Annotated in this window: 27 protein-coding genes; 11 read left to right on the top strand and 16 right to left on the bottom strand. The window is 67.1% G+C overall.

Translation table 11 applies throughout. The features are described from left to right. The 3 genes from ccmI to P0652_RS09905 all read right to left on the bottom strand — a co-directional run bounded on the left by ccmI (position 1) and on the right by P0652_RS09905 (position 3,284). Complete coding sequence (gene ccmI / locus P0652_RS09915) at positions 1-1,104, bottom strand: c-type cytochrome biogenesis protein CcmI (protein WP_284178657.1); 1,104 nt, start codon at positions 1,102-1,104, stop codon at positions 1-3. Positions 1,105-1,186: 82 nt separating this feature from the next. Then, complete coding sequence (locus tag P0652_RS09910) at positions 1,187-2,593, bottom strand: sensor histidine kinase (RefSeq protein WP_284178656.1); 1,407 nt, start codon at positions 2,591-2,593, stop codon at positions 1,187-1,189. Positions 2,594-2,603: 10 nt separating this feature from the next. Beyond that, positions 2,604-3,284, bottom strand: coding sequence for a response regulator transcription factor (locus P0652_RS09905; RefSeq protein ID WP_284178655.1), 681 nt, complete (start codon positions 3,282-3,284; stop codon positions 2,604-2,606). A 200-nt stretch (positions 3,285-3,484) separates the two neighbouring features. Between P0652_RS09905 and P0652_RS09900 the strand changes: the two genes are divergently transcribed. Beyond that, positions 3,485-4,333 carry a S1 family peptidase gene (locus P0652_RS09900; RefSeq protein WP_284178654.1) on the top strand — a complete coding sequence of 283 codons (849 nt, stop codon included), beginning with the start codon at positions 3,485-3,487 and terminating at the stop codon, positions 4,331-4,333. On the opposite strand, the gene P0652_RS09895 is transcribed toward P0652_RS09900, so the two are convergent. Further along, complete coding sequence (locus P0652_RS09895) at positions 4,330-4,815, bottom strand: YcgN family cysteine cluster protein (RefSeq protein ID WP_284178653.1); 486 nt, start codon at positions 4,813-4,815, stop codon at positions 4,330-4,332. The genes P0652_RS09900 and P0652_RS09895 overlap by 4 nt on opposite strands. A 154-nt stretch (positions 4,816-4,969) precedes the next feature. Here P0652_RS09895 and P0652_RS09890 point away from each other — a divergent pair, with 154 nt between their 5' ends. From P0652_RS09890 to P0652_RS09880, 3 genes are read left to right on the top strand one after another with little or no spacing between them, the layout of a single operon-like run. Further along, positions 4,970-7,159: a transglycosylase domain-containing protein gene (locus P0652_RS09890; RefSeq protein WP_284178652.1), complete on the top strand. Its 2,190-nt coding sequence runs from the start codon at positions 4,970-4,972 to the stop codon at positions 7,157-7,159. A 16-nt stretch (positions 7,160-7,175) separates the two neighbouring features. After that, a complete protein-coding gene (locus P0652_RS09885; protein ID WP_284178651.1) occupies positions 7,176-7,754 on the top strand; it encodes a DUF1214 domain-containing protein in 579 nt (192 codons plus the stop codon). Beyond that, on the top strand, positions 7,754-8,302 hold the full coding sequence (locus P0652_RS09880) for a DUF1254 domain-containing protein (RefSeq protein ID WP_284178650.1): 549 nt from the start codon (positions 7,754-7,756) through the stop codon (positions 8,300-8,302). Before P0652_RS09885 ends, P0652_RS09880 begins: the two co-directional genes overlap by 1 nt. A 3-nt stretch (positions 8,303-8,305) precedes the next feature. On the opposite strand, the gene P0652_RS09875 is transcribed toward P0652_RS09880, so the two are convergent. The 5 genes from P0652_RS09875 to P0652_RS09855 all read right to left on the bottom strand — a co-directional run bounded on the left by P0652_RS09875 (position 8,306) and on the right by P0652_RS09855 (position 12,478). After that, the gene (locus P0652_RS09875; RefSeq protein ID WP_284178648.1) at positions 8,306-9,172 is read right to left on the bottom strand and encodes a hypothetical protein; all 867 of its coding nucleotides are present in this window, start codon (positions 9,170-9,172) and stop codon (positions 8,306-8,308) included. A 137-nt stretch (positions 9,173-9,309) separates the two neighbouring features. Next, positions 9,310-9,507: a hypothetical protein gene (locus P0652_RS09870; RefSeq protein ID WP_284178647.1), complete on the bottom strand. Its 198-nt coding sequence runs from the start codon at positions 9,505-9,507 to the stop codon at positions 9,310-9,312. Between the two features lie 132 nt (positions 9,508-9,639). Then, on the bottom strand, positions 9,640-9,993 hold the full coding sequence (locus P0652_RS09865) for a DUF1491 family protein (protein WP_284178646.1): 354 nt from the start codon (positions 9,991-9,993) through the stop codon (positions 9,640-9,642). A gap of 1 nt (position 9,994) precedes the next feature. Beyond that, a complete protein-coding gene (locus P0652_RS09860; RefSeq protein ID WP_284178644.1) occupies positions 9,995-10,813 on the bottom strand; it encodes a peptidoglycan-binding domain-containing protein in 819 nt (272 codons plus the stop codon). A gap of 24 nt (positions 10,814-10,837) precedes the next feature. Continuing rightward, positions 10,838-12,478, bottom strand: coding sequence for a hypothetical protein (locus P0652_RS09855; RefSeq protein ID WP_284178643.1), 1,641 nt, complete (start codon positions 12,476-12,478; stop codon positions 10,838-10,840). Positions 12,479-12,772: 294 nt separating this feature from the next. Between P0652_RS09855 and P0652_RS09850 the strand changes: the two genes are divergently transcribed. Together P0652_RS09850 and P0652_RS09845 are read left to right on the top strand one after the other, a co-directional pair. Further along, positions 12,773-13,114 carry a hypothetical protein gene (locus P0652_RS09850; RefSeq protein ID WP_284178642.1) on the top strand — a complete coding sequence of 114 codons (342 nt, stop codon included), beginning with the start codon at positions 12,773-12,775 and terminating at the stop codon, positions 13,112-13,114. Between the two features lie 31 nt (positions 13,115-13,145). After that, positions 13,146-13,565 (top strand): SufE family protein, encoded by a 420-nt coding sequence (locus P0652_RS09845; protein WP_284178641.1) that lies wholly within the window; start codon positions 13,146-13,148, stop codon positions 13,563-13,565. A gap of 8 nt (positions 13,566-13,573) precedes the next feature. Here the strand turns inward: P0652_RS09845 and P0652_RS09840 are convergent, their stop codons facing one another. The 3 genes from P0652_RS09840 to P0652_RS09830 all read right to left on the bottom strand — a co-directional run bounded on the left by P0652_RS09840 (position 13,574) and on the right by P0652_RS09830 (position 15,550). Beyond that, on the bottom strand, positions 13,574-14,413 hold the full coding sequence (locus tag P0652_RS09840; protein WP_284178640.1) for a DUF6456 domain-containing protein: 840 nt from the start codon (positions 14,411-14,413) through the stop codon (positions 13,574-13,576). After that, positions 14,410-14,805, bottom strand: coding sequence for a helix-turn-helix domain-containing protein (locus tag P0652_RS09835; protein WP_284178638.1), 396 nt, complete (start codon positions 14,803-14,805; stop codon positions 14,410-14,412). Before P0652_RS09835 ends, P0652_RS09840 begins: the two co-directional genes overlap by 4 nt. Positions 14,806-15,133: 328 nt before the next feature. Further along, entirely contained in the window at positions 15,134-15,550 is a 417-nt protein-coding gene (locus tag P0652_RS09830; RefSeq protein WP_284178637.1) for a Ros/MucR family transcriptional regulator, read from the bottom strand. Between the two features lie 330 nt (positions 15,551-15,880). Here P0652_RS09830 and msrB point away from each other — a divergent pair, with 330 nt between their 5' ends. Next, complete coding sequence (msrB, locus tag P0652_RS09825; RefSeq protein ID WP_284178635.1) at positions 15,881-16,291, top strand: peptide-methionine (R)-S-oxide reductase MsrB; 411 nt, start codon at positions 15,881-15,883, stop codon at positions 16,289-16,291. An 80-nt stretch (positions 16,292-16,371) separates the two neighbouring features. Next, positions 16,372-18,486 (top strand): S9 family peptidase, encoded by a 2,115-nt coding sequence (locus tag P0652_RS09820; protein WP_284178634.1) that lies wholly within the window; start codon positions 16,372-16,374, stop codon positions 18,484-18,486. Positions 18,487-18,539: 53 nt separating this feature from the next. On the opposite strand, the gene P0652_RS09815 is transcribed toward P0652_RS09820, so the two are convergent. Next, complete coding sequence (locus P0652_RS09815) at positions 18,540-19,532, bottom strand: hypothetical protein (protein ID WP_284178633.1); 993 nt, start codon at positions 19,530-19,532, stop codon at positions 18,540-18,542. 239 nt (positions 19,533-19,771) lie between these two features. Between P0652_RS09815 and P0652_RS09810 the strand changes: the two genes are divergently transcribed. Continuing rightward, on the top strand, positions 19,772-20,371 hold the full coding sequence (locus P0652_RS09810; RefSeq protein WP_284178632.1) for a superoxide dismutase: 600 nt from the start codon (positions 19,772-19,774) through the stop codon (positions 20,369-20,371). Positions 20,372-20,491: 120 nt separating this feature from the next. Here the strand turns inward: P0652_RS09810 and P0652_RS09805 are convergent, their stop codons facing one another. The 3 genes from P0652_RS09805 to P0652_RS09795 form a co-directional block, all read right to left on the bottom strand. Further along, complete coding sequence (locus P0652_RS09805; RefSeq protein ID WP_284178631.1) at positions 20,492-20,713, bottom strand: hypothetical protein; 222 nt, start codon at positions 20,711-20,713, stop codon at positions 20,492-20,494. Positions 20,714-20,820: 107 nt separating this feature from the next. Beyond that, positions 20,821-21,177, bottom strand: a complete 357-nt coding sequence (locus P0652_RS09800; protein WP_284178630.1) for a DMT family protein — start codon at positions 21,175-21,177, stop codon at positions 20,821-20,823. A gap of 79 nt (positions 21,178-21,256) precedes the next feature. Next, complete coding sequence (locus tag P0652_RS09795; RefSeq protein WP_284178629.1) at positions 21,257-22,093, bottom strand: ChbG/HpnK family deacetylase; 837 nt, start codon at positions 22,091-22,093, stop codon at positions 21,257-21,259. 115 nt (positions 22,094-22,208) lie between these two features. Here P0652_RS09795 and P0652_RS09790 point away from each other — a divergent pair, with 115 nt between their 5' ends. Continuing rightward, positions 22,209-23,228, top strand: a complete 1,020-nt coding sequence (locus P0652_RS09790; RefSeq protein WP_284178628.1) for a glycosyltransferase family 2 protein — start codon at positions 22,209-22,211, stop codon at positions 23,226-23,228. A 21-nt stretch (positions 23,229-23,249) separates the two neighbouring features. Then, positions 23,250-24,755 (top strand): murein biosynthesis integral membrane protein MurJ, encoded by a 1,506-nt coding sequence (gene murJ, locus P0652_RS09785; RefSeq protein WP_284178627.1) that lies wholly within the window; start codon positions 23,250-23,252, stop codon positions 24,753-24,755. The last annotated feature ends 5 nt before the right edge of the window (positions 24,756-24,760 follow it).

Genomic DNA, 24,760 nt, shown 5'->3' with positions numbered 1-24,760 from the left:
TTACGGCGCCTTGCCGGGAATCTCCCCGGCGAGTTCGTCCAGAACCTTGAGCGAATCGGGCTCGCCGGCAAGGGCGGCCCGGGCGCGACCGAGGGCCTCGCGCGCCTTGTCCGGCTCGTTCAGCACGAGGCGGGCGCGGATCAGCCGCTGCCATTCGCCGAGTGTGCCGCTGCCGCCGGCGAGACGGGTATCCAGTTGATCGACCATCGAGCGGATGGCAGCCTGGCGTTCAGCCTCCGGCAAAGCGGCGATGCTCTGGCCGGCCTCGCTTGCAGGCCCGCCGGTTTCTGTCCGCATGCGGGCGATCTCGGCCTCGACGCGCATCCGCCCCGGGCCGGTGCCGAGCTCGGCGGCGAGCGCCGTCAGCTTCTCGACAGCGCCGGCGCGGTTGCCATCCTGCTCGAGGAGAACCGCCAGATAGAACCGTGCCTTGGCATAACCGGGCTCAAGCGCCACGGCCTTTTCGAAAGCGTCGCGTGCCTCGGCGGTAATGATGCCGTCCTTCTCCGCCACCAAAGCCTCGCCGAGATCGGCATGGCGGGTTGCGCTGGGCCCGAGCAGGGCGATGACGCGGCGATAGGCAAAGGCCGCATCCGCGAAACGGCCGGCGCGGAGATAGACCGGCGCGACCACCTCGTAGCCGCGCCCGTCATCCGGGTTCCGGGCGAGATGCTGTTCGATCCGCTGCAAAGCGGAGGCAACATCCATGTTTTGCGGCGTAACGGCGCGGCTGGCGAGCGGCAGGTCCGGCAAACCGGGCTGACCGATCCGGAGATAGACGCCCAGCGTGATGCCGGGAACCAGCACCAGCATGGCCAGCGCCGCGATCTTGCGCCGTTGGCGGGCACCGATATCGCCGGAAACCTGGCCGCGCCCGCGGCCGAGCGAGAGCAGATGCCGGCCCTGCTCGGCCATCGCCGCTTCGAAATCGGCATCGCCGATCTGGCCGGCAGCATGCTGACGCTCCAGCTCCACCTTGCGGGCCTGGTAGAAGGCCACAGCCTGATCCATCGGATCAACCGGCCCGCGGCCGCGCAGCAGCGGCCAGAGCGCGAGCAGGATCGCGACAAGGATCAGGACGAGGACGGGTAGCCAGAACATCATCGGGCTCGCATAGCAGGAACATCTTTCCGTTCCAACGGAATCCCGACGACACTAAGGCAGCGGACCGCGACCGGCAGTCGCGTCAGAGGGCCGGCAGGACCAGACGGGCGCGCAGGCCGCCGAGCGGTGAATCCTCCAGCAGGAAGGCGCCGCCATAGAGCACGGCGAGATCGACCACGATCGACAGGCCGAGGCCGGAACCGGGCTTGGTCTCGTCCAGCCGTCGGCCGCGCTTGGTGGCTTCCTTGCGGGCCTCTTCCGGCAGGCCGGGGCCATCATCATCGACGATGATGCTGATCATCGGCATGGCCGCCACCGGCTCGTCGCGGATCACCGAGATCAGCACCTGCGTGCTCGCCCATTTGCCGGCATTGTCGACGAGGTTGCCGATCATCTCCTCGAGATCCTGCTTCTCGCCCCGGAAACGGAGCGAGGTCGAGATCTCGGCGCGGAAGGTCAGGTTGCGCTCGAAATAGATTTTCTCGAAAGCCCGGATGAACGAGGCGATGACCGGCTCGATCTCGGTGATGTTGCCGATCGTGGCGGCGCGGGCAGCCGCGCGGGCACGGTCGAGATAATATTGAACCTGGTCGCGCATGATCGCGCTCTGCTCGCGCACTTTTCCGGCCAGCGGGCCGGGATCGCTGCCCGCCTCGTTGATGAGCACGCTCAGCGGCGTCTTCAGCGCATGGGCGAGGTTGCCAACCTGCCCGCGGGCGCGGGCCACGATCTCGCGGTTGACGTCGAGCACCTGATTCAGTTCCTGCGCAAGCGGTGCCACCTCGACCGGGAACGTGCCCTCGACATGGTCGCGTGCCCCGGCCCGGACCTGCCCGAGCGCCTCGGAGAGGCGGCGCAGAGGCACAAGGCCGTAATGCACCTGGACAAGAGCCGATACCCCGAGTGCGATGGCGAGAATGCCCAGAACCACCACGAGGGTAATGTCGAACCGCCTTGTCTCCTCGGCGATTTCCTTCGCATTGCCGCCGACGGAGATGATGAAGCGGTTCTGCTCGCCGAGATCGATTTCCTGTTCGACCAGCCGCAGGCGCTGGTTCTCCGGCCCGGTCCGGTAGCCGTCGCGGAAATCCCCGCGCGGCGAGGGCAGGCCCGGCTCGACAAGCGCGGGCAGGCGGTTCGAGAAGAGCGAGCGCGAACTGCGCAGCGTGTTGCTGGCCCCGCTCTCGCGGTCCACCCGAACGATCTGCCAGTACCAGCCGGAGAGCGGGATCTGGAATTGCGGTTCGCCGAGATTGCCGGGCTCGACATTGCCACCATCGGTCAGCGAGGCGACGTCGGCAACCAGCACCTTGAGATAGAGCTTGAGCCGCTCGTCGAAAGCGGCCTCGACCGTGCGCCGGTTGAAGGCGGAGAGAATGCCGCCCGCCGTCACGAGAACGAGCACGGAGAGCACGATGGCCGAGGCAACGAGGCGGCCGGCCAGCGAGGCCGGCTGGAACGCGTTGAACGAGAGCCGGCGCCAGATCATCCGCGCCCGATCAGCCGCGCTTGGCCGGCGCCTCGGGCGGCGCGGCGATGTAGCCGAGGCCGCGCACGGTCTGGATGATCTCGACGCCGAGCTTCTTGCGCAGGCGGCCGACGAACACTTCGATCGTGTTGGAATCGCGGTCGAAATCCTGGTCATAGAGATGCTCGACCAGCTCGGTGCGCGAGACAACGCGGCCCTGGTGATGCATCAGATAGGCGAGCAGGCGGTATTCATGCGAGGTCAGCCGGACGGCCGAGCCATCGACCACGACACGGCTCGAGCGCGTATCCAGCAGGACCGGCCCGCAGCTGATTTCGCTTGTGGCATGGCCGGCCGCGCGGCGCAGCAGGGCGCGGAGCCGGGCCAGCACCTCCTCCATATGGAAGGGCTTGGTGACGTAGTCGTCAGCGCCGGCATCAAATCCCTGCACCTTTTCGCTCCAGCGATCCCGTGCGGTGAGAATCAGCACCGGCATGGTGCGGCCCTCGCGGCGCCATTTCTCCAGCACCCGGATGCCATCCATGCGCGGCAGGCCCATATCGAGGATCACGCCGTCATAGGGCTCGGTATCGCCCAGAAAATGGCCTTCCTCGCCATCGAAAGCCTTGTCGACGGCGTAGCCTGCATCTTCCAGCGCCGTGGCGAGCTGGCGGTTGAGATCGCGATCGTCCTCGACGACGAGCAAGCGCATGGGGCACTCCGGGCAGCAAAGCGTCGGCCCCGGGGCCGACGCGGATCGTGCTTGTCATATATCAGGTCGACAGAATTGCGACAGGGCCGAGATCAGGGCATCAACCGCCGCGTTGCGATGAGCCGGAACAGGGTCGAGGCGACGAAGCCGAGCCCCGCCACGGCACGGCCCGGCCCCGGGAGGGCCGCGATCCTTCGCGCTTGCGCGAGGGCGCGGGCGATGCAATGGTCCGCGGCGTGAAAAAGCCGTTCCGCTCCTCCCCGCGCGCTTCTGTCGCCTTCTGCGCTGCCCTTGTTCCGGGATTGGCCTGCTTTGTGCCGGGCGCTGCCCTGGCATTGGGCGGTCAGGCCGCCAGCCCGGATGGCGGGCTGACGACGCATCTCGTCATGGTTCTTTCGAAGCAAGGCAACAAGCACGGCGCCTGCACGGGCACGATCCTCACACCCGACATCATCCTGACCGCCGCGCATTGCGTGGCCGGCAACCGGCAGGTTGCCGTGGCCTACAAGGAAGACGGTTCGCATGTGCTGCAGCGGGTGATGGCCCGGGCGATCAATCCCGGCTTCTCGCCGAAGGCACGGGTCTCGATCGACCTCGCGCTGATCCGGCTGGACAGCCCCCTGCCCGCGCGGTTCCGGCCGATGGTGCTCGAATCGGATGATTCAGGGCATCAGGTCGGTGTGCGCCGCACGATTGCCGGGTTCGGCCTGGCCGCCGACCGGGATGAGGCCAGCGCCGGGGTTTTGCGCAGCGCCACGGTGACGGTGCTGCCGCGGCTCTATCCGCGTTTCCTGCGGCTCGGGTACAGCCTCGATGCCGATCTCGGGGATTTCGCCGTCTGCACGGGCGATTCCGGCGGGCCGGTGCTCAATGGCAGCACCGTGGTCGGCGTCGTCTATGGCCGCGAGAAATTCGGCAACGCCCAGAGCTGCGGCACGACGGCGCAGGCCGTGCGGATCGCGCCGCAGCGCGCCTGGATCAACCAGGTGGTGCGCGGCTGGGGCGGCCGCAACCTGGCCGGCGGGCGCCCCTTGCGTCTCTCGGATTAAGACTTCTGCCTATTCGGCCGCCGGCGCGGCCAACGGCCGGGCCAGGCCCGGATTCGCTCGACCAGTTCGGGCAGCGAGAGTTCATCCTCGCGCGCATGGACCCTGCCGGCCACGCTGGCGCCAGCCTCCCGCGCGCTCTCGGCACGGCCGCTGACCAGCGGGTGCCAGTCCGGCAGGGATTTCCCTTCCGCCAGAAGGCGATAGGCGCAGCTCGGCGGCATCCATCCGAAGCTGCCGGCATTGTCCGGCGTCAGGCGCACGCAATCGGGCACCTCGCGGTCACGGTTGGCGTAATCCCGGCAGCGGCAGCTGGCCTCGTCGAAGAGGCGGCAGGCCACGTCGGTGAAATAATACCGGCCGGTATCCTCATCCTCCATCTTGATGAGGCAGCAGCGGCCACAGCCGTCGCACAGGCTTTCCCACTCGGCCGCATCCATCTCGGCGAGCGTCTTGGATTTCCAGAAAGGCGGCGGCTCGGTCATTCGTTCTTGTGTGCAAGCCGGGCCGGGGCCGTCAAGGGTGCGCCTCGTTTTGGACGCGCTTGCGACGCTGTGTTATGGGAACATTCGAATATTGACGATACCCTGTCCCTACCGGGTGCCGCAGCCCGGATGCCTGGCCCCTGACGTCTGACGCATGACCGAGTTCCGCACTCTCTCCACCTGGGAAAAGCTGGCGCGCCGCCTGCGCGATGCCGATGCCTGGCTGGAAGATGCCCTGCACCGGCTCGGCGAGCGTGTGAAGGAGGGGCTGTGGCGCATCCGGCATGCGTCAGACCGGCTGGAACCCTCACCCGGCGGGCGGGTGGCGGTGACGGTGGCCTGCGAAGCCCTGACCTATTGCCTCATCGGCGGCATCTTCATGACAGCGCTGGCAAAACCCGCATTCAGGGCTGTGAACGAGGATGACTGGCTGAAGCAGCAGGACCTCGCAGTCACCTTCGTCGACCAGACCGGCGCGGTGATCGGCAAGCGCGGCATCCTGCACAGCGAGGCAATCGCGATCGAGGATTTGCCGGAACATCTCGTCAAGGCGGCGCTCGCCACCGAGGATCGCCGCTTCTACGAGCATTGGGGCATTGATCCGCAGGGGCTTTTCCGCGCGGTCGTGGCAAATGCACGGGCCAACGGCGTGGTGCAGGGCGGCTCGACCATCACCCAGCAGCTGGCCAAGAACCTGTTCCTGAACAACGAGCGCTCGCTCGAGCGCAAGATCAAGGAAGCCTTCCTCGCGCTCTGGCTGGAATCACGCCTTTCCAAGCGCGAGATCCTGAAGCTCTATCTGGACCGGGCCTATCTCGGGAATGGCGTGTTCGGCGTGCAATCCGCCGCCGAGCATTATTTCGGCAAAGATGTCCGGGACCTGACCCTCGCCGAGGCGGCGATGATTGCCGGGCTGTTCAAGGCGCCGTCGAAATTCTCGCCGAATGTGAACCTGCCGGCAGCGCGCGCCCGGGCGGCGGATGTGCTCTCGAATATGGTCGAGGCCGGCTTCCTGACGCAGGGCCAGGTTTCCACCGCTTTGCGCAACCCGGCAACGCCGGTGGAAAGGGCGAACCAGAATATCGCGGATTATGCGCTCGATTTCGGCTTCGAGGAAATCAAGCAGCTCGCAGCCGCGGGCAAGCTCGGCAATCACCGGACGCTGATCGTCCGGGCGACGATCGACCCCGGCCTGCAGAAGCATGTCGAGCGGGCGTCGGAATCGATCCTGCGCCAACACGGGCCGAATTACCAGGTCAAGCAGGCGGCGCTCGTCATGCTCGACCATACCGGCGGGCTGCGCGCCATGGTGGGCGGGCGGGATTACGGGCAGAGCCAGTTCAACCGGGCCGTGCAGGCGATGCGGCAGCCGGGCTCGTCCTTCAAGCCCTTTGTCTATGCAGCAGCACTGCATGACGGCGTGATCAAGCCGGACAGCATCGTTGTCGACCGGCCGACCTGCGTGAATATCGGCCGGCCCTGGTGCCCGCAGAATTACGGCCGCTCCTATGCCGGCTCGATGCCGGCCATCGTGGCGCTGGCCAAGTCGATCAACACGATCCCGATCCAGCTGAACGAGAAGCTCGGCAAGGGCAACCACAAGGCCGGGCGCGCGCGTGTCCATGATGTGCTGCGCAAGGTGGGCTTTTCCAACGAGGTGCGCGACATTCCCGGCATGCCGCTGGGCGTCAGCGAGGTGACGGTGGTGGACATGGCGACCGGGTTCAACGCCTTCGCCAATGGTGGCCGGCTGGCAAAACCCTATGTCGCCCGCGAGATCGCCACCCCCGCCGGCGAGGTGATCTACCGCGCCGAGCAGGACCTGGAGAAAAGGCCGCAGGTGATCCCCGCCTATGTCGCGCTCGACATGAACCGCATGCTGCGCCAGGTCGTCACGGCCGGGACGGGAAGGCGCGCGACTTTGCCCGGCGTTCCCACCGCCGGCAAGACCGGCACGACCGATGAATACCGCAATGCCTGGTTCGTCGGGTATTCGGGCAATTTCACCACCGCCGTCTGGTTCGGCAATGACGATTATACCGCCACCAACAACATGACCGGCGGCTCGCTGCCGGCCATGCTGTTCCAGCAGGCCATGGCCTTCGCCCATCTCGATATCGACGCGCAGAACATTGTCGGCCTCGGCGACGAGGACAAGCCGGTGCGCGATCCGAAGCTCGCGGAACTGGCCGGCGCGCTGGAAGCAAACCTGCCGCAGGCCGGGCGGCTCTACCGGCTCTCGCCGCGCGGCAAGTCCGTCCTGCGGGAGATCGAGGCGGCCGGTGAGGACAAGCCGGCCGGGCCGGTTTCCGGCCTCGGCACCATGCCCGCCCCGCGTTCATGAGGGCCGCCCCCGGATCATGCGCCTGCTGCTTCTCCTGATCGTGGCCCTGGCGGGGCTGGCCAGCGGCGGAGCCCTGACCTTCCTCGCCGTGGCCGGACCGACAGCCTTCCCGCATGCGCTGACCGGCGGCTGGCTGTTCCTGCCCCGTCAGGGCGCGCCGGAGATCGACCCCTACGCGCGGGCGCGGATGTTCTACGAGGGCGAATTGCCGCTTGCCGCCGGCGAAGGCTTTGCCCTCCGGGCCCGGGCGGACAGCGACGGCAAGACCCTGTCCTCGCGCTGCGAATACCGGCTCTGGGCGCCTTTCCCGACTGCGCGCTACTGGACTGTGACGCTGGTCGACGGGGCCGGCCGGCTGGTGCCGAACCTGGCTGAACGACATGGCTTCACCTCGGCCGAGATCATCCGGCCTGCCGAAGGTCCGTTCACGATCGAGATCGGGCCGGAGCCGCTGCCGGGCAACTGGCTGCCGACCGGCCGGCCGGAGCAGGATATCCAGATCATCATCCGGCTTTACGAGACGCCCCTCGCCGCGACGGCGACGCAGCTTGATCCGCGCACAATCCCCCGGCTCAGCCGGATCCGGTGCCCGTGATGCCGGTCTCGCTGCTGGCCCTGGTCTTCGTGCTGATGGCGACGCTGGCGCATATCATCAGCCTGTTCATCCTGCCATTCGGCACGAAGGACGATGTGTTCTCGCGGCTCGAGCGCGGCGCCGCCACGAACATGATCGCGCTGATCGAGGCGGAGGATCTGAAGGGCCTGCCCTTTGTCGACCCGGCCGTGGCGATGGCGGTCTGTCATTACGACCTCTCCGCCGGCCCCGTGCGGCTGCGCGTACCACTCTCCGAGACGTTCCTCTCGATCAGCCTCGCCGAGCGGCATCGCGGCATCTACGCTTCCGTCTCCGACCGGGCGGCCACCGGCGGCAGCCTCGACCTTGTGGTGGCGACACAGGCCCAACTCGACCGGATCACTCTGCTCGATGACGAGGAACAGGCGATCGAGGAAATCCGCATGCCCGCCCGCCATCTCACGGGCCTGGCCATCCTGAAGGTCTTCGTCGACCGGCCGAGCAGCCGCGCGCGAGCGCAGGAGGTGCTGCGTGCCGCCCGTTGCGAAAGCGAGAGGCTGCCGGATTAGCCGTCAGCCCTTGCGGACGAGCGGCCTTGGCGTCAGCACCGGCGGCATCTCGACCTCGCGCAGGCAATGGCCTGGGATCTGCATCGCGCTCTTCGTCAGGCGACCGATATCGGCCTCGAAGGCCATCAGCGTGCGTTCGGAGGGGATGGCCTCGCGTTCCGGCCCCTCGACGAGGAGATGTTCGAGCGAATAGCGGTATTGCGCGGCGCGGTCATAGAAGGACCAGTTCACCCGGGCGATGATCAGCGCGTTCTCGCAGATGCGCTCCAGCGCCTCGTTGCGCTGCTCCTCCGTCAGATGGCCGACATGGCCGAGGCTGCGCGCCCGGACATGGTCGGCCTGGATGACCTGCGAGGCGACGAGCCGGAAATGCGGCACCAGCGCGTGATCGGCGGCGATCGTGTCTTTCACACGGTTGTAGCGCGAGACGAGTGATGAGAAGGCATGGCCTGGATTGCTGATGCGGCGCAGGATCGGCGAATCGTTCCGGGCACCGAATTGCGGGCCGCCCATGATCGTCCGGTGGAACAGGGTCACATCATGCTCGCGCGGCGGGATGACGCGGTGGAAGGCGAGGTTGCGTTCCTGCCAGGTGCCGCGCGGGGCATCGGTCTCCGGCATCAGGAAATTCCAGGCGCGGTTGCGGAGTTCCTTCTCGTCCTCGGTATAGGCATAGAAGGACGAGGGCTCGCCCCGCATCCGCGCCGAGACCGTGCCGGTGAAGGGCAGCAGCACGTCATTGGTGAAGCCCTGCTGCGGCCGCCCGAAATCGCCCGTGGTCGGCATGCAGGCAAGAAGCGGCAGCGCGAGCGTCACGGCAAGGCCGGACGTGCGGACAAGGCGGAAGATCGGGGCGGAAACAGGCTGCATCGGGCCTCCTCGCCAGCAGGCCGCGCCGGGCCGGGCGTGCGGCAGCACGCGCGAGGGCGGGCCCACCGCGCGCATGCGGTTGGGCTTTCCCTGTCGCGCCGGCAAGCGGGCTCAGGGCGGGAACGGGGTACGCAGGGTTACGCGCGCTTGCGCCGGCCGGAGCGGGGGCTCTGGTTTTTGGGGGCGTGAGCAGGGGGGTCGTCGTGACGTTCGTAGCGAACGCCGGTAAACAGCAGGATGGTCGCGCCGGTGCCGTCGTTGCGCAGCGGTTCACCCGCCGGCAGCATGCCCGGTTTGGCCCCATGACGAGGCCGGAAGCGGATCAGTTCGCCCATGGCCAGAACTCCTTCGGAAGGGAAGCCGCACGCCGGCTGGCGGCGTCGAATCAACCCTTCCCAGAGGAAATTGCGGGCAATGTCTTAAGAGGTGATTAAGGGGCGTGCCGAAACGGGCCGCTCCAGCGGGGATCAGCCTCCGGGCTCGATCACCGGATCGAGGAAGTGCCGGCCCTGCCGGTCTTCGATCTCGACGATCCAGCAATCCGGATCGAAGCGGATTTCCTTCTCCAGCCTGGCCTCGACGGCCGGCCGCTCCAGGACGGGCGCGGCATGGAGCCGGGTGAAAACCCTGTCCTCGGGCTTGCCGGCATAGCTCGACATCGGGGCCGGGCCGTACAGCGCTGCCGTGCCGTCGAGATGGTCGACCACCACGAAAACCGTACCGGCCTCTGCCCCGCCCCGGCGGCGCAGCGCGCCGAACGCCCCCTCGATCGCGGTGCGGCGGAGATAGGCGGAGACGAAGAATTCGCTCGTCAGCCGCATCTTACGGGCTGATGGGGATGCCGGTGGTCGAGGCAAGCAGCTTGAGAACCGGGCCTTTCGGCTCGCCCCGGGGTGGCAGCTTGCGATCGGCCTCGAATTTGGCCAGGGCGTTGCGGGTGGAAGGGCCCATCTGGCCATCCTCGGTCAGCGGGCCATAGCCGGCCTTGTTCAGCGCGCGCTGGACGTCGAACACAGTCCGGCTGGGCCTGTCCTCGGCGGCGGCGGGGCGCTCGGTGCCGTTGCGCTTCAGAAGGTCGGACAATTCGTCGCGCATGGCTGCGCGCGAGGCGGATTGCAGGTCCTTCAGCAGGGCCTCGCTCGGGCGGCCATCGACCGGAACGCGCTGGGAGAACTGGTAATCGCGGATCGCCTGTGTCGTCGCCGTGCCCGGGCGGCCATGCGCCTCGCCCTTGTAGAATCCACGACGGGCGAGTTCACGCTGGATATCCGCGAGCAGGGGATCGGAGGGGGTGGCGGCGGGCGGCACTTCGGGGGGCTTCGCGGCAACAGGCGCCGCCGGAGCCGGGGCCGGGCGCGCAAGCGGGGCGGCCGGCTGGGTGTGGGCTGCCTGCCGGGGCGCCGGTTCCGGCCGAAGGGGCGGCGCGGGGAAGGATTCGGCCTCGCGGATGGCGTTGCGGAACAAGGGCGTCGGGTGCTTCTCGCTCTGCATCATCACCGCATTCACGATGATTGTACCGCCGAACAGGCAAGCCAGGGCCGCCACGACACGGCCGCCCGTGACAAGGCGACGGCGCGCGCGGCGCGGCCGATCCTCGTCTTCCGGCATCCGGCGTTCCTGGGCCCGGTTCCGTTGCTTCATGGTCACCACCCCCGTCGATCCCGTTCATCCCGCGATGCGGATCGGCTCTTTCCCAATGGTCTCGTGGCCGGTCGCCACCGGCAGTCGCCCGGCATAGGCGCCGGCGAAGCGCAAGGTCAGGTCCCGCCCGCCTGAAGCCGAGAACCCGATGCCGCTTTCGCCGGCCAGGGCCTCACACAGGGCCGCCTCGAACGGATCCACCATCGGGGCTTCATCCGTCGGCGGGGCGTGGCAGGTGACCAGCAGGTCGGCGCCGTCCCGCAGCCATTCGAGGCGCGCGCCTTCACGGCCCATGGCACGGCGCAGCATGATTTCCACCGCGAAGCGCGCAGCCGGCAGCGGCAGCCGCGCGGCAGGCAGGCCCGCCGGCGCCGTCACGGCGAGCAGGCCGCGATCCTGCGCTTCCCGCAGGTTGAGCACCCGGATCGCATCGGAGAGCAGGCGGTGCGGCAGGATATCGGCCTGTTCGTCCGGCCCATCCTGAAGGGCGCGCAGCCAGCGGCCCATCAGATGCGTGTTGCGATGGGCCTCGCCGATCGCCTTGTGGGCCTCGGCGGCGAAATCCCGGGAGGTGGCGGGGTCACGCGGGGCAAGGCGTGGGTCGGCGAGCATCTCGAGGAAACCGAGGCCGGCATTGAACGGGGCCACGCTGTCATGCAGTGCGCGTGACAGCAGGGCCGGATCGCCCCTGCGGGCGGGCGAAGGCTCGGCCGCAACACTCTCCGCCGGCTCGTAAAGGAAGACCGCGAGGCCCGGCTCGCCGGGCAGCGGCGCCACCATGCAGGAATAGCGATCATAACGCGGCGGCAGCGGGAAGCCTGCACCGGCCGGGTCACGGCGGAGTCGCAAGACAAGGCCTTCCGTCGTCCGGTCCTCGTGGATCGCGCGGGACAGGGCCTGAAGCAGCGGCACGCGATCGGCGATCAGCGTCGCTGCGACAACCGAGCGTTCGGGGAATTGCGTTTCCAGCAGATGCCGGCGGAACGGCGCCTCGCCCTCGGCATCCAGCGCGCCCACCTGATCCACCACGAGGATCTGCCGGGCGCCGCCGCGGAGAAGCAGGCCATTGAGGGCCTCGAGGCGGCCAAGCCGGCGGCGCGGGTCCGGCTCGGCGGCGGCAGGCTCTGCAGCCGGCTGCCGGAAGGCTCCCAGAGCAAGCGGTACTGTCATCGCGATGGCCGGGGCCACGGCGGCAAGATCAAGCGGGCCCTGCAGGAAGCAGGCAATGGTCGCGAGCACCGCAATGCCGGCAATGGCGCGCGCCGGCACCGGGCGGTTCCGGAGCGCGAGCCAGTCGGCCAGCCCGAGGGCGGCAGCCAGCAGCGAGAGCAGCGCGAGGATCGGCAGCCCGGCCCCGGCAAAGGCAGCGAAAGGCAGGACGAGCAACCCGCTGAACAGGCCGGCCAGCCGGGCCAATGGACGCTCGCGCGAAAGGAGCACGAATCCGCAAACTGAGGCCGCGAGGACACCGCTGAGGCCGATCCATTCCGGCAGGACGGCGCCGAGGCCGCGGAAGGGCAAGGTGGCGAGCGAGAGACCCATGGCCAGCGATCCGGCGAGAACCCCCAGAAGGCGCCGCCCGGCCAGAGCCGCAGCCATGCCCGACCGGCCATGGCTGGCAAGGGCGGAGGCGCCCATCAAGGTCTGGGTCCAGTCGATCGTCATCGGCCCGTCACGTCCCGTTCTGTTTGGTCCTTTTCCCCAACCCCAACCATGCGTCGGGCGGTCTTAAACGGGTGCTAAGATGCAGCGTGCTGCAGCCCCGGTTTCGGGCCCGGAGACGCCGGGGCTCCGGCCTTTCCGCGACTATGGTGAACAAGCTCTCTCCAGATCCGCGCTGCCAGGCTCAAAAGCGTTGCGGCTCCGCGCAGAACGCCGGATCGATAAAATTCGACGAAAATTGCCAACAGAATTGCGAGGTCCCTGCCTTATGCCAGAAGCGGGATTGGGAGATGCACCATGTTCTGGCGTGCCACCTTGGCGATTGCGGCGCTCTATTATGTGACGGTTCCGGCGGAGGACCGCCGGCAGGCGGGCTCGGAGCTGCGCGCGGCTGCCGGGCAATTGCCTGGCCAGGCCATTGCCCTGTGCCAGGACAAGCCACTGCTCTGCACCGAGCTCGCCCGGCAGGCCGGCACGGCGCTCGCGCCCGCTGCGGCTGTCTCCGTGCCTTCCCTGCCTGCTACGCCCCCCGCCGGCCCCGAGCCCCCGGCGAAAACTGCGCCCGAGCGCCGGATCGTCGAAGGGATTCCGCTGCCGCCGCGCCGGCCGGGGCCGCATCCGGCGCGAAAAGGGGCTTGACCTTCCCGCCACCACGCGACACCTGACCAGCATGGATACCCCGCCCGCGCTCCAGACCATCCGCGACGATCTCGCCTTTCTTGATGATTGGGATGATCGCTACCGCTACCTGATTGATCTCGGCAAATCCCTGCCCGCCCTGCCGGCGGAAGCCTATTCCGACGCCTTCAAGGTGCCCGGCTGCGCGAGCCAGGTCTGGCTGATGATGGACCGTGACGCTGCAACCGGGCGCCTCGCCATCCGGGGCGACAGCGATGCGCTGATCGTGAAGGGGCTGGTCGCGCTTGTGATTGCGATGTTCTCGAACCGGCTGCCGAACGAAATCGCGGCGACCGATGCGCAGGCCTTCTTCGCCGAGATCGGGCTGCGCGAGCACCTGACCTCGCAGCGTGCCAACGGCCTCGCCTCGATGGTGGCGCGGATCAAGGCCGAAGCCGGCCGCGCCACCTGAGCGGCGAGTTACCCGCCGAGGGTCACCGCCTGGATGCGGCCGGCCCGGAGGCCCGTTGCCAGGTTTTCGAGCCCGTAATGCCGGGCGAGAACACGGAGCGCGAAGGCCAGCGCGATCTTGCCGGAGCGGACCGGCAGCGCCTGTTCCCGTTCCAGCGTTTCCATGCCTTTGCCGAAGCCGCAGATCTCGACGAGGATGCCCGAGAAATCCGGCCCCACCGCCCTGAGGGCGCGGTCGACGCGTTGCCGCGCCGCCACCACGCGATCGGCCTCGGCCAGCCCCTCCCCGCCCGAGCCATCGACGGCCGGACGCGTCCAGTCCATCGTGACGGCGGGGATGGTGCCGGCGAGGCGCAGATCCGACCGCAGGCGGAGCCCGGCCTCGATTTCCGCAGGGCCGACGAGATGGGCGACCTGGCGCTGCCGCCGGAGCATCTGCAGCGGATCCTCCCGCAGGTTGACGGCGACGATCTGCCCCGCAAGGGCGGGTTCAGGCCGGAACATGATCTCCCGGTGCTGGGCCGCCACATCACCGGCCGCCTCGCGTTTCAGCCGCGCGCGCCCTTCCGGCGTGATGACATGGCCTCCTCCGGGCAGGGCGCGGATCGCGCCGGCTCCAAGCAGGGGCGCGAGCAGGCTGGCCGGAAAGCGGCTGGCCAGCGAGACGCGACGGCGCTCGTCGCGGAAGACGAGCCGGCCGCGTTGCGCCTCGACGCACATGCCGGGCTCGGCCAGCCGCTCAAGGAGGCGGGCCGTTTCGCGCGGGTCCGGCTCCGGCGCGGGCCGGATCCGGGGCATGGCGGGGCGGCCGGGTTTGTTGCGGGCTGGCGGTTCACCGAGCCGGGTCATGAGGCGTCTCCCGTGCCGAAGGTGCGGAACCAGATGCCGATGGCCGCCTCGAGGGCATCGAGTGCCCGGTCGACCCGGGGATGCTCGCGCCGCTCCTTGATCCTGAGGCATGCATGGCGCGCCGACGTGCGGTCGCGGCCGACCATGGCGCCCGCGCGGGTCAACGAGCAGCCGAAAACGACATGGGCGAGATAGATCGCCGTGTGCCGCGCCTGCACGATGGCGGCCGCGTTGCGCTCCGGCCGCAGGAGCGCCGAAGCGGGAACCCCCCTCCATGCTGCGGCCGAGGCACGGCAGATCTGCTGCTGCATCTGGCGCTGCAGGGCCCCGACACAGCGCCCGGAAGGATCATCCGCGAGGGGAACGGGCCGGCGACGGCTCGGCGGTTCCATTAAGTTAAAGTTTCCGAATATTATGGAAATACTGGATAATTGCTCCATTATGCTTGCTCCGCAACCAATCTCCCCGCGCGAAGGCTAGGGCCCGGCCGGGGCGAAGCTCAATGCTGAAACGGGCCCGGCATCCGGACCGAAAAAAAGAATTCCCCGCTTTCGTTTGCCTTGTGGACAGTGCCTGCCAGGACACAGAACAGGCCGGAACATGCGGAGAAGAAACCGGCAAGCAATCGGGCGCATGACAAGGCACAAAAAAGGCGCCCCGCAGGGCGCCTTTCCGGCTTCTGGACCATGTCCCTCGCAAGCGCGGCAGCCGCGCGAAACCTCAGCGCGCGCGGCGACGCTGCTGGCCGAGGCCCATTTCCTTCGCCAGCCGCGACCGGGCTGCCGCGTAGTTCGGCGCCACCATCGGATAGTCGGCCGGGAGGCCCCACTTCTCGCGATACTGCTCGGGCGACATGTTGTACTGCGTGCGGAGATGGCGCTTCAGCGACTTGAACTTCTTCCCGTCTTCCAGGCAGATGATGTAGTCGTTGTTCACCGACTTCTTGACAGAAACGGCAGGCTTAAGCGGCTCGGCCGCAACCTCGATGATCGGCGTGCCCACCCGCGTCAGCGCAGTGTAAACCTCGTTGATCAGGCTCGGAAGATCCGAAGCGGGCACGGAATTGTTGCTGACATAGGCAGATACGATTTCTGCCGCCAATTCGATCAGATCACCCTGTTCGATTGTATTCGCCATGAGCATATTTCCTTCTCTTATGGCCGGGCAGATCGTACCACCCTATTCCTTGTTTTTCTTCGGGCCAACGGTTGAAAATGGTGATACCTTAGTCGTAAAGCAAGATATCTTGCGAACACTCGATTCGAGGATTCCAGCCGTTCAATTTTCTTTCAGCAATATTTTCGGATAGTTGCAAGCGGTTTGTGATAAATATCACATAATTTTCACCCGGGCATCATGGTTTCCCAGAGAAGGTGAAGCCGGTTCACAGTTCACATTGTCGTTTGTACACTTGCTGTCTCAAGTTGCGTGGCCCATTTTGGCCTTACGTAAGCACGGAGCGGTGGGATGAAAGCAATTCAGAAGGTGATCAAGTCCGAAGCGGAGTGGCGTGCGCTGCTGACACCCGAGCAATACCGCGTCCTGCGCGAGCATGGCACCGAATGCGCGTTCACCGGACCTTTCCTCGAAGAAAAGCGCACCGGAACCTTCCATTGTGCGGGTTGCGACACCGCCCTGTTCCGCACTGACAGCAAGTATGAATCCGGAACCGGCTGGCCGAGCTTCTTCGAGCCGGTCGAGGAGGGTGTGGTGAGCTATCATGAGGACCGGTCCTACGGGATGCGGCGGATCGAGATCCGCTGCGCGGTCTGCGATGGCCATCTCGGCCATGTCTTTCCGGATGGCCCGAAGCCGAGCGGGCGGCGCTATTGCACCAACGGCGCGGCCTTCACCTTCCGCGCCGATCCGGCGGAGTAAGGCCTCCTCACCTGTCCCTCCCCCGTATCGCCCGGTCCGGGAATCCGGCTAGATGCGCGCGGATTGATGAGGATTCGCCGATGTCTCGCCTGCCGCCTTTCGCCCATCTCACCCGCCAGCCGCCGATGGCTGCCCGCAAGCCGGTGAAACGCGTGGTGCATGGCGTGACGCTGGTGGATCACTATGCCTGGCTCCGCGCCCGGAACTGGCAGGCGGTGATCGAGGACCCCAAGCGCGTTCCGCCGGCGATCGGCACCTATCTCCGGCGCGAGAATGCCTTCGCCCGCGAGGCCTTCAAACCGCTGGCCGGGCTGCAGAAGGACCTGATGGCGGAAATGCGCGGCCGGATGCGCGAGGATGAGGCCGAGCCGCCGATGAAGGATGGCGAGTGGCTTTATTACGAGCGCTTCCGGAAGCGTCAGCAATATCCGGTCTTCTGCCGGCGGAAGATCGGGTCCCGCCGCGAGCAGATCCTGCTCGACGGGTCGAAGGAGGCGCGCGATGTCGATTACTTCGATATCGGCGCCACCCAGCCCTCGCCCGATCACGGGCTGATGGTCTGGGCGGCGGACATAACCGGCTCTGAAAGCTACGTCCTTCGCGTGCGGGACCTCGCCACCGGCAACGACCGCGACCGCATCTCGCGGACCAATGGCGAGGTGGTCTGGGGCCGCGACGGCCGTTTCTTCTATTATATCGAGCTGGATTCCTCGCAGCGGCCCTACCGCGTGATGCGGCATCGCCTCGGCGAGAAGCAGCGCGACGATGTCGAGATCTACCGCGAGGCGGATTCGGGCTGGTTCGTCGGTCTCGATGTCACGCAGGATGACCGTTACGGCTTCATCTCGATCCATGACCACGAGACGAGCGAGGTGCTGCTGCTCGATCTTGACGATGCGGGCGAAGTTCCGGTGCCGGTTTTTCCGCGCGTGCAGGGCGTGGAATACGAGATCGACCACCATGCCGGCGATCTGATCATCCGCACCAACCATGGCGGGGCGGCGGATTTCAGGATCGTCGCGCTGCCGGTCGGCGAGACCGATCTCGAGCGGGCGCGCGTGCTGGTGCCCGAAACGCCAGGCCGGATGCTGCTTTCCGTGCATGTGCTGAAGGACTGGCTGATCTGGTCGAGCCTCGGCGAGGAGGGGCCGCGCATCCATATCCGCCACTGGGAGACCGGTGCCGAACGTGTGCTGGCGCCCCGGGCGGCGATCGGCGATATCGCTGCGACGGTGGGCCTCGAATACGAGAGCAACATCCTGCGGCTGGCCTATTCCTCGCCGGTCGACCCGGAAGTGACGCTCGATCTCGATCTCGCCACCGGGGCCGAGACGGTGCTGAAGGTGCAGGATGTGCCCTCCGGCCATGACCCCGCCGTCTATGTGACCGAGCGGGTTTTCGCCCCCGCGCCGGATGGCGAGACCGTGCCCGTCACCATCCTCCGGCGGAAGGACACGCCGGTTGACGGCACGGCCCCGGCCCTGCTCTACGGTTATGGCGCCTATGGCTATGCGATGGATGCCGATTTCGAGACCGAGCGGCTGAGCCTCGTCGATCGCGGCTTCATATATGCGATCGCCCATATCCGGGGCGGCACGGAGAAGGGCTTCCGCTGGTACCGCGAGGGGAAGCGCGAGAAAAAGATCAACAGCTTCACCGATTTCATCGCGGTCGCGGAATTCCTCGTCGCGGAAGGCTATGCCGCGCCGAAGCGGATCGTGGCGCAAGGGGTCTCGGCAGGCGGGATGCTGATGGGTGGCGTCGCCAATCTCGCGGGCGAGAAATTCGCCGGGATCATCGCCGATGTTCCCTTCGTCGACAGCCTCAACACGATCCTCGACCCGAGCCTGCCGCTGACGCCGCCGGAATGGGTGGAATGGGGCAACCCGATCACCGACGAGGCTGCCTTCCACGCGATGCGGGCCTATTCGCCCTATGACAACATCGCCGCGAAGGACTATCCGCCCATGCTGGTGATCGGCGGCCTGACCGATCCACGTGTCACCTATTGGGAACCGGCGAAATTCGTCGCCCGCCTGCGCGCGACGATGACCGGCGGCGGGCCGGTGCTGCTCTACACGCAGATGGGCGCCGGCCATGGCGGCTCATCGGGGCGGTTCGAACAGCTCGACGATATCGCGCGGGTTTTCGCCTTTGCGCTGGAAGTGACGGGGCTGGCAGCGGGGTCGGGCTAAGCCCCCTCACCCGCCGGCGAGAGGTTGGCACCAAGCGCCTCGTGAGGGGCAGCTCAGCCTGCGAGCTGGTCGAGATGGCGGCGCAGATCCTGCAACGTTGGATAGCGGGTCTCGCCCTCGGGGCCCGCCGCCACAACCGAGCCATCCGAATACATCGTGAAGCGCGTGCCGCCCGAATCGTAGGCGCCGACGACTTCCAGCGTCTCAAGCGGCGCGAGGGGAGGCCGGCCGTCCTCGAGGGCGGCGAGATCGGCATCGGCGATAAGGCCGGGGGCCGGCGCGGCTTCCGGTTCAGCCGGCGATTCAGGCATCGGGGCCGGCCCGGGTTCCGGGGTCGGGGCCCGGCCAAGCTGGGCGCGGATCTCCTGCTCGATCGAGAGGACCGGCGGTTCGGGAATGGCCTGCAGCATCAGGTCAGGCGGCGCGGGAATGGGCGCCAGGCCCGGCAGAACCGACGGCGTCACCGGCTCCGGCCCTGCGATGGGCTCGGCCGGCAGCAACTCGGCCAGAGGAATGTCGATGGCCAACGGCATGTCGGCAGGTTGAGGTTCGGGCAAAGGCTCGACAGGCCTGTCTTCCTGCGGCGCGGCCGGGGCGCCGGGATCCTGCCCCTCCGGCAGGGCAACCGGCGGCAGGTCGAATGCGGGATCGACAAGGATTTCACCCGGTGCCGGCGGCAGCGGTTCCGGCCCGGACGGGGCGGCAAAAGCGGCGCCGGCCGCGGCCCCGGTTGCCAGCATGCCGGCGGCGATGGCCGGCTCATGCCCGCCAAGCGGTGGCGGTTCGATCGCAGGCTCCGGCATGCGGGGCCGTTCATCCAGCGACGCGGCGAGGGCATGCGGGGTCGCGACCCGTCGCAGGGCTGCCAGAAGCGCACGGGTGGAGAAGCCGATCGCCAATGTCACCATGCCGGCGACCAGCGCAATTGTCCCCGCCTGGAATTGTACGAGGCCGAGATCGGTCGGGATCAGATTGAGGGCGCTGACGAGGCCCAGGACGCCGCCGAGGACAAGAAGGGCAGCGACCAGGAAAATCGCGAAAATCATCGGCTCGCCTTTATGTACCGGCCTGAATTCCATCCAGAACGACAGGCCAAGGTAAACATTCCGCGAAGAAGGAGCAAATATCAACCGGTTGGACAGCCACTTCGCGGCTATCCACTGTTCGTCTGGCCCGATTTCCCCGCAACGGAGCGATTGCCCTTCTGCTACGGTCGACTTACATGAGGGCAGCGCGGCCGATCGCGGCCGGCTTGACCGGATTCAGATGTTCGAGGAACCCACCCATGTCCTTCACGCTTCCCGACCTCCCCTACGCCTATGACGCGCTGCAGCCGTATATGTCGAAGGAGACGCTGGAATACCATCACGACAAGCATCACCTGGCTTACGTGAACAACGGCAATAACCTGCTGAAGGGCTCGGAATTCGAGGGCAAGAGCCTCGAGGAGATCGTGAAGGGCTCGTTCGGCAAGAATGCCGGCCTCTTCAACAATGCGGGCCAGCATTACAACCACATCCATTTCTGGAACTGGATGAAGCCGAATGGCGGCGGCGCCATTCCGGGTGCACTGGAGAAGAAGATCATCGAGGATCTCGGTTCTGTCGAGAAGATGAAGGAAGACTTCATCCAGGCCGGCATCACCCAGTTCGGCTCGGGCTGGAACTGGCTTGCCGTCAAGGACGGCAAGATCGTCGTCATGAAGACCGCGAATGGCGAGAGCCCGCTGGTGCAGGGCGCCACGCCGATCCTCGGCTGCGACGTGTGGGAGCATTCCTACTATATCGATTACCGCAACCGCCGGCCGGACTACCTCAAGGCCTTCGTCGAGCATCTGGTGAACTGGGAATACGTGGCCGAAATGTACGCCAAGGCGACGGCCTGAGCATTTTCGCTCTTTCCCGTCATGGAAAAGGGGCCGCAAGGCCCCTTTTTGCTGTCCGTCAGGAATTCGCGGCATTGCGCCATGATCAGCACCTGGCGTTCGGCCCGACGGAGCCAGGCCTCAATCGTGGCCGTGCGCGTCCTCGTTGATCGTGATGGTGCGCATCTGCGAGAAATCCACCGCAACCGGGGCTTTCGCCTTCATCATCTGGACCTGATAGGTCTTGATGACATGCTCGAGGCGGCGATAGACCTCCTGGTAGGTCGCGTCTTCCTTCGGCAGGTTCAGCGGCTTAAGGCAATAGTCGATGATTTCCTTGGGCCGGTCGAAAATCTGGCTCATGATGCGTCTCCTCACCGCGTGCCGAACGATTCCGGCGATGGCTTCCCTTAACAGCCCTGAAGGGCGGGCCGCAATCCTCCCCTTGGCGGAGAAGGGTGCGCTGTGCGCTATTTTGCCTGGAATACGAACCAGGCGCCGGCGCAGATCAGCGCGAAGCCGATCCCGTGGTTCAGCGTCAGCTTCTCGCCGAGAAAGAAGACGGAAAATCCAGCGAAGACGATCAGCGTGATCACTTCCTGGATCGTCTTCAGTTCCGCCGCCGAATAGACCGCATGGCCCATCCGGTTGGCTGGCACGGCGAGGCAATATTCGATGAAGGCGATGCCCCAGCTGGCAAGGATCACGACCGGCAGGGCTGTCGTCTTGAATTTCAGATGGCCATACCAGGCGAGGGTCATGAAGACATTCGAGGCCAGCAGCAGAAGGATCGGCCAGAGATAGGCGGGATTGATTGTGACGGGCATGGGGTTTCCGGAGGCGAGGGAATCACCCGGAGAGCGTGGCGGGTTTGCCCCTCCTTGTCATGGGGCGCGGGCGAGGCCCCTACCCTGCCATCCGCGAGGGCTGCATCCCGGCAACGGCGCAGATCTCGCTGAAGCGGTCCGAACGGAAGAAGGCGAGTTCGGTCAGCCGGCTGTCGGTGGCCGGGTCGAGGGCGCGCAGGGCGTCATCCACCTCGCCGGGATGGCACATGACGAGATGCGCCGGGCCGGGCGCGACGAGATAGCTCGCGAAGTCAGCGCCATAATCGGCCGCGGGATCAAAGGCGGAATAGCCGGCGAAGCCCCGGTTGAGGCGGAAGCCCACCTCGGCCATCCGGCGGCCGAATGGACCGGCGAGCAAGGCCAGCAGCCGCGCCTTGCGGGCAAAACGGCCGCGGGCGCGGATGGCGCCCGGGCTGTCGCCGGGATCGCGGATCCACGGTTCGTGGCCTGGATAGCGCCGCGCCAGCACGGCCAGAAGCGCACGGCGGATGCCCGGCAGCGCATGGACATGCTGGTGGCCGTCGATGAAATCCGGGCGCATGCCCATGGCCTGTTCGAAAGCGTCGAGCTGGGCCTCGATCTCGCGCATGATCGCGTCGAGCGGGAGTGTGCCGGAAAGCCCCCGGGCCAGCAGGGCGGGGAGTTTCGGCTGGGCGCGGTTGGCGGCCCAGCCCGCGCCGTCGGTCAGGGTCTCGCCGCAGGTCAGCGAGAGATGGACGCCGAGATCGGCCGTGCCGGCAAGGGCACGAAGATCATGCGCAGCCTCGGGCCAGGAGGGGCGGTTGGTCATGGCGCCGGTGGCGGTGATCCGCCCGGTTTCCAGCAGCGCGAGGATGCCCCGGCTGACGGCGGGCGTCATCGCATAATCATCGGCGCAGAGAACAAGCGGCACCATCAAGCTTCCATTCATGCGGCCCATGCGAGTAACAGGGGAATGCCGGCCGGCATCAGGGGCTTACCCTGCCTGCGCGCCGGCGGAAAGCCGTCCTGTCGTCAACCTGAGTCCGAGCATGCCGCATCGCGTCCATCCCGAATTGTCGGTTGTGGTTCCCGTCTTCAACGAGGGCGAGAATATCGAGGCCCTGGTCGGCGCGCTGGTGCCGGTGCTGGAAGGCTGTGTCGCGAGTTTCGAGATCATCTTCGTCGATGACGGCTCGCAGGATGACACACTGGCCCGGATCCGCCGTGCCGCCGAAACGGACAGCCGCCTGCGGGCTGTCTCCTTCAGCCGGAATTTCGGCAAAGAAATCGCGCTTGCCGCGGGGCTTGACCATGCTCATGGCCGGGCGGTGGTGATGATCGATGCCGATCTCCAGCATCCGCCGGAGACAATCGCGACCTTCGTGGCGAAATGGCGCGAGGGCTATGACATGGTCTATGGCCAGCGCGTCGACCGGTCGACCGACGGGCCGATCCGCCGCTGGATGACCGAGAAATTCTACACGCTCTTCTCGCGATTCGGCGAGACTCCGCTGCCGCCGGGCGCAGGCGATTACCGCCTGATGGACCGCAAGGTGGTGGAGGCCCTGCGCCGGCTCGGCGAGCGGGCGCGGTTCTCGAAGGGACTCTATGCCTGGGTGGGGTTCAAATCCATCGGCGTGCCCTTCGAAGTCCAGGAGCGGCTGCACGGCACCTCGAAATGGGGCTACCGCCAGCTGACGCGCTTTGCCTTTGACGGGCTCTCCTCCTTCTCCACCCTGCCGCTTAAGCTCGCCACCTATATCGGCCTCGGCATCTCGATCTTCGCCTTCACCTACGCGATCACCATGTTGCTGCGCACGATGGTGCTGGGCGTGGATGTGCCCGGCTTCCCCAGCCTGATCGTCTCGGTGATGTTCTTTTCCGGCATTCAACTCGTGTTTCTCGGCGTGATCGGCGAATATGTCGGCCGAATCTTCGCCGAAGTGAAACGGCGGCCACTCTATATCGTGGCGGAGGAGGTCGGAGGGCGGCATGGATCGAGGGAGGCCGGCGCATCGCGGGCACAGGCCACAGGCAGCCAGCCTGAAGCAGGGCCTCCGGCCGGCTAAGCCGCCGGGAGCGCGGCGCCGATGATCCGCGCCTTCCTTTCCGTCGGGGCCTGGACCCTGCTCTCGCGGGTCACCGGCTTCCTCCGGGATATCCTGCTCGCGCGGGTGCTCGGGGCGGGCCTGCTGATGGATGCTTTTGCCGTCGCGTTCCGGCTGCCGAACCATTTCCGGGCGATCTTCGCCGAGGGCGCCTTCTCCACGGCCTTCATCCCCGCCTATACCCGCATCCGCACGCAGGCCGGCGAGGCGGCCGCAGCCCTGTTCCAGGGGCGGATCCTCAGCCTCGTTCTGGTCACGCAGCTCCTGCTGCTCGGTCTGGTCCTTGCCTTCACGCCGGGCTTTGTCGGGCTGCTGGCGCCGGGCTTTGCCGGTCGGCCCGGCGCGATGACGCTGGCGACCGAGTTGACGCAGATCACCTTCCCCTATCTCGCGCTGATCACGCTGGTCGTGCTCTGGACCGGCGTGCTGAATGCCGAGAAGCGTTTCGTTGCCGGAGCGGCGGCGCCGGTCCTGCTGAACCTCGCGATGATCTCGACCCTGCTCGCCGGGGCGGCCTTCACCACCCTCGCCCATGCCGCTGCCTGGGGCGTGCTGCTCGCCGGCATCCTCGAGACGATGCTGCTCGGTTTCGCCGCCTGGCGGGCCGGGCTGATCGCCTGGCCGGCGCGACCGAGACTCGACGCGGATGTGCGCGGTTTCTTCCGCGCCTTCGGCCCGGCGGTGATCGGGGCGGCAGGCGTGCAGATCGCGATGTTCGCCGATACGATCCTCGTTACCTTCCTGCCGCAGGGCGGAGCCTCGGCGCTCTATTACGCCGACCGACTCTACCAGCTGCCGATCGGGGTGATCGGCATCGCCGCCGGCACCGTGCTGCTGCCGGAGATGAGCCGCCTGATTGCTGAAGGGCGGACCGACGAGGCCCATGCCCAACAGAACCGCGCGCTGGTGCTGAGCTGGCTGCTGGCCGCGCCGTTCTTCGCGGGGTTCCTCGCGATCCCCGAGGTGATCGTGGCGGCCCTGTTCGAGCGCGGCGCCTTCGATGCAAGCGCCAGCGCAGCCACGGCGGCGGTGCTGGCGGCCTATGCGGTCGGGCTGCCGGCGATTGTGGGCATCCGCTCGATGGTGGCGAGCTTCCATGCACGCGGCGACACGAAAACGCCGCTCTATGCCTCGCTGACGGCGATTGGCCTCAACCTTCTCATCAAGCTGGTGCTGTGGAACCGGCTCGGTGCGGCCGGCCTCGCTTTGGCCACAGCCATCGGCGCCATCGTCAATTTCGGCATCCTGTTCGTGCTGGCGAAAAGGCAGGGCAAGGCCGCACCGGACCGGAGGGTCGGCCGCGCCGCGCTGGCGCTTGCGGTCTGCGCCGTGTTGCTGGCGGGGATGCTTGTTGCGGCAGACAGGGCCTATGCCAGCTTCACACCGCTGGCACGGCTGCCGGTGATCGCCGTGATCGGGGCGATCTTCTATGCGAGTGCAGTGGCGCTCGCCTTTGTCGTGGCGAAGGTACCGCTCCGGCTCCGGTAGGGCCG

Source organism: Rhabdaerophilum sp. SD176, from assembly GCF_030143245.1.
Classification (GTDB): domain Bacteria; phylum Pseudomonadota; class Alphaproteobacteria; order Rhizobiales; family Beijerinckiaceae; genus Rhabdaerophilum.
Note: the sequence above shows the minus strand (reverse complement) of the source record. Positions and strands in the feature narration are given on the sequence as shown.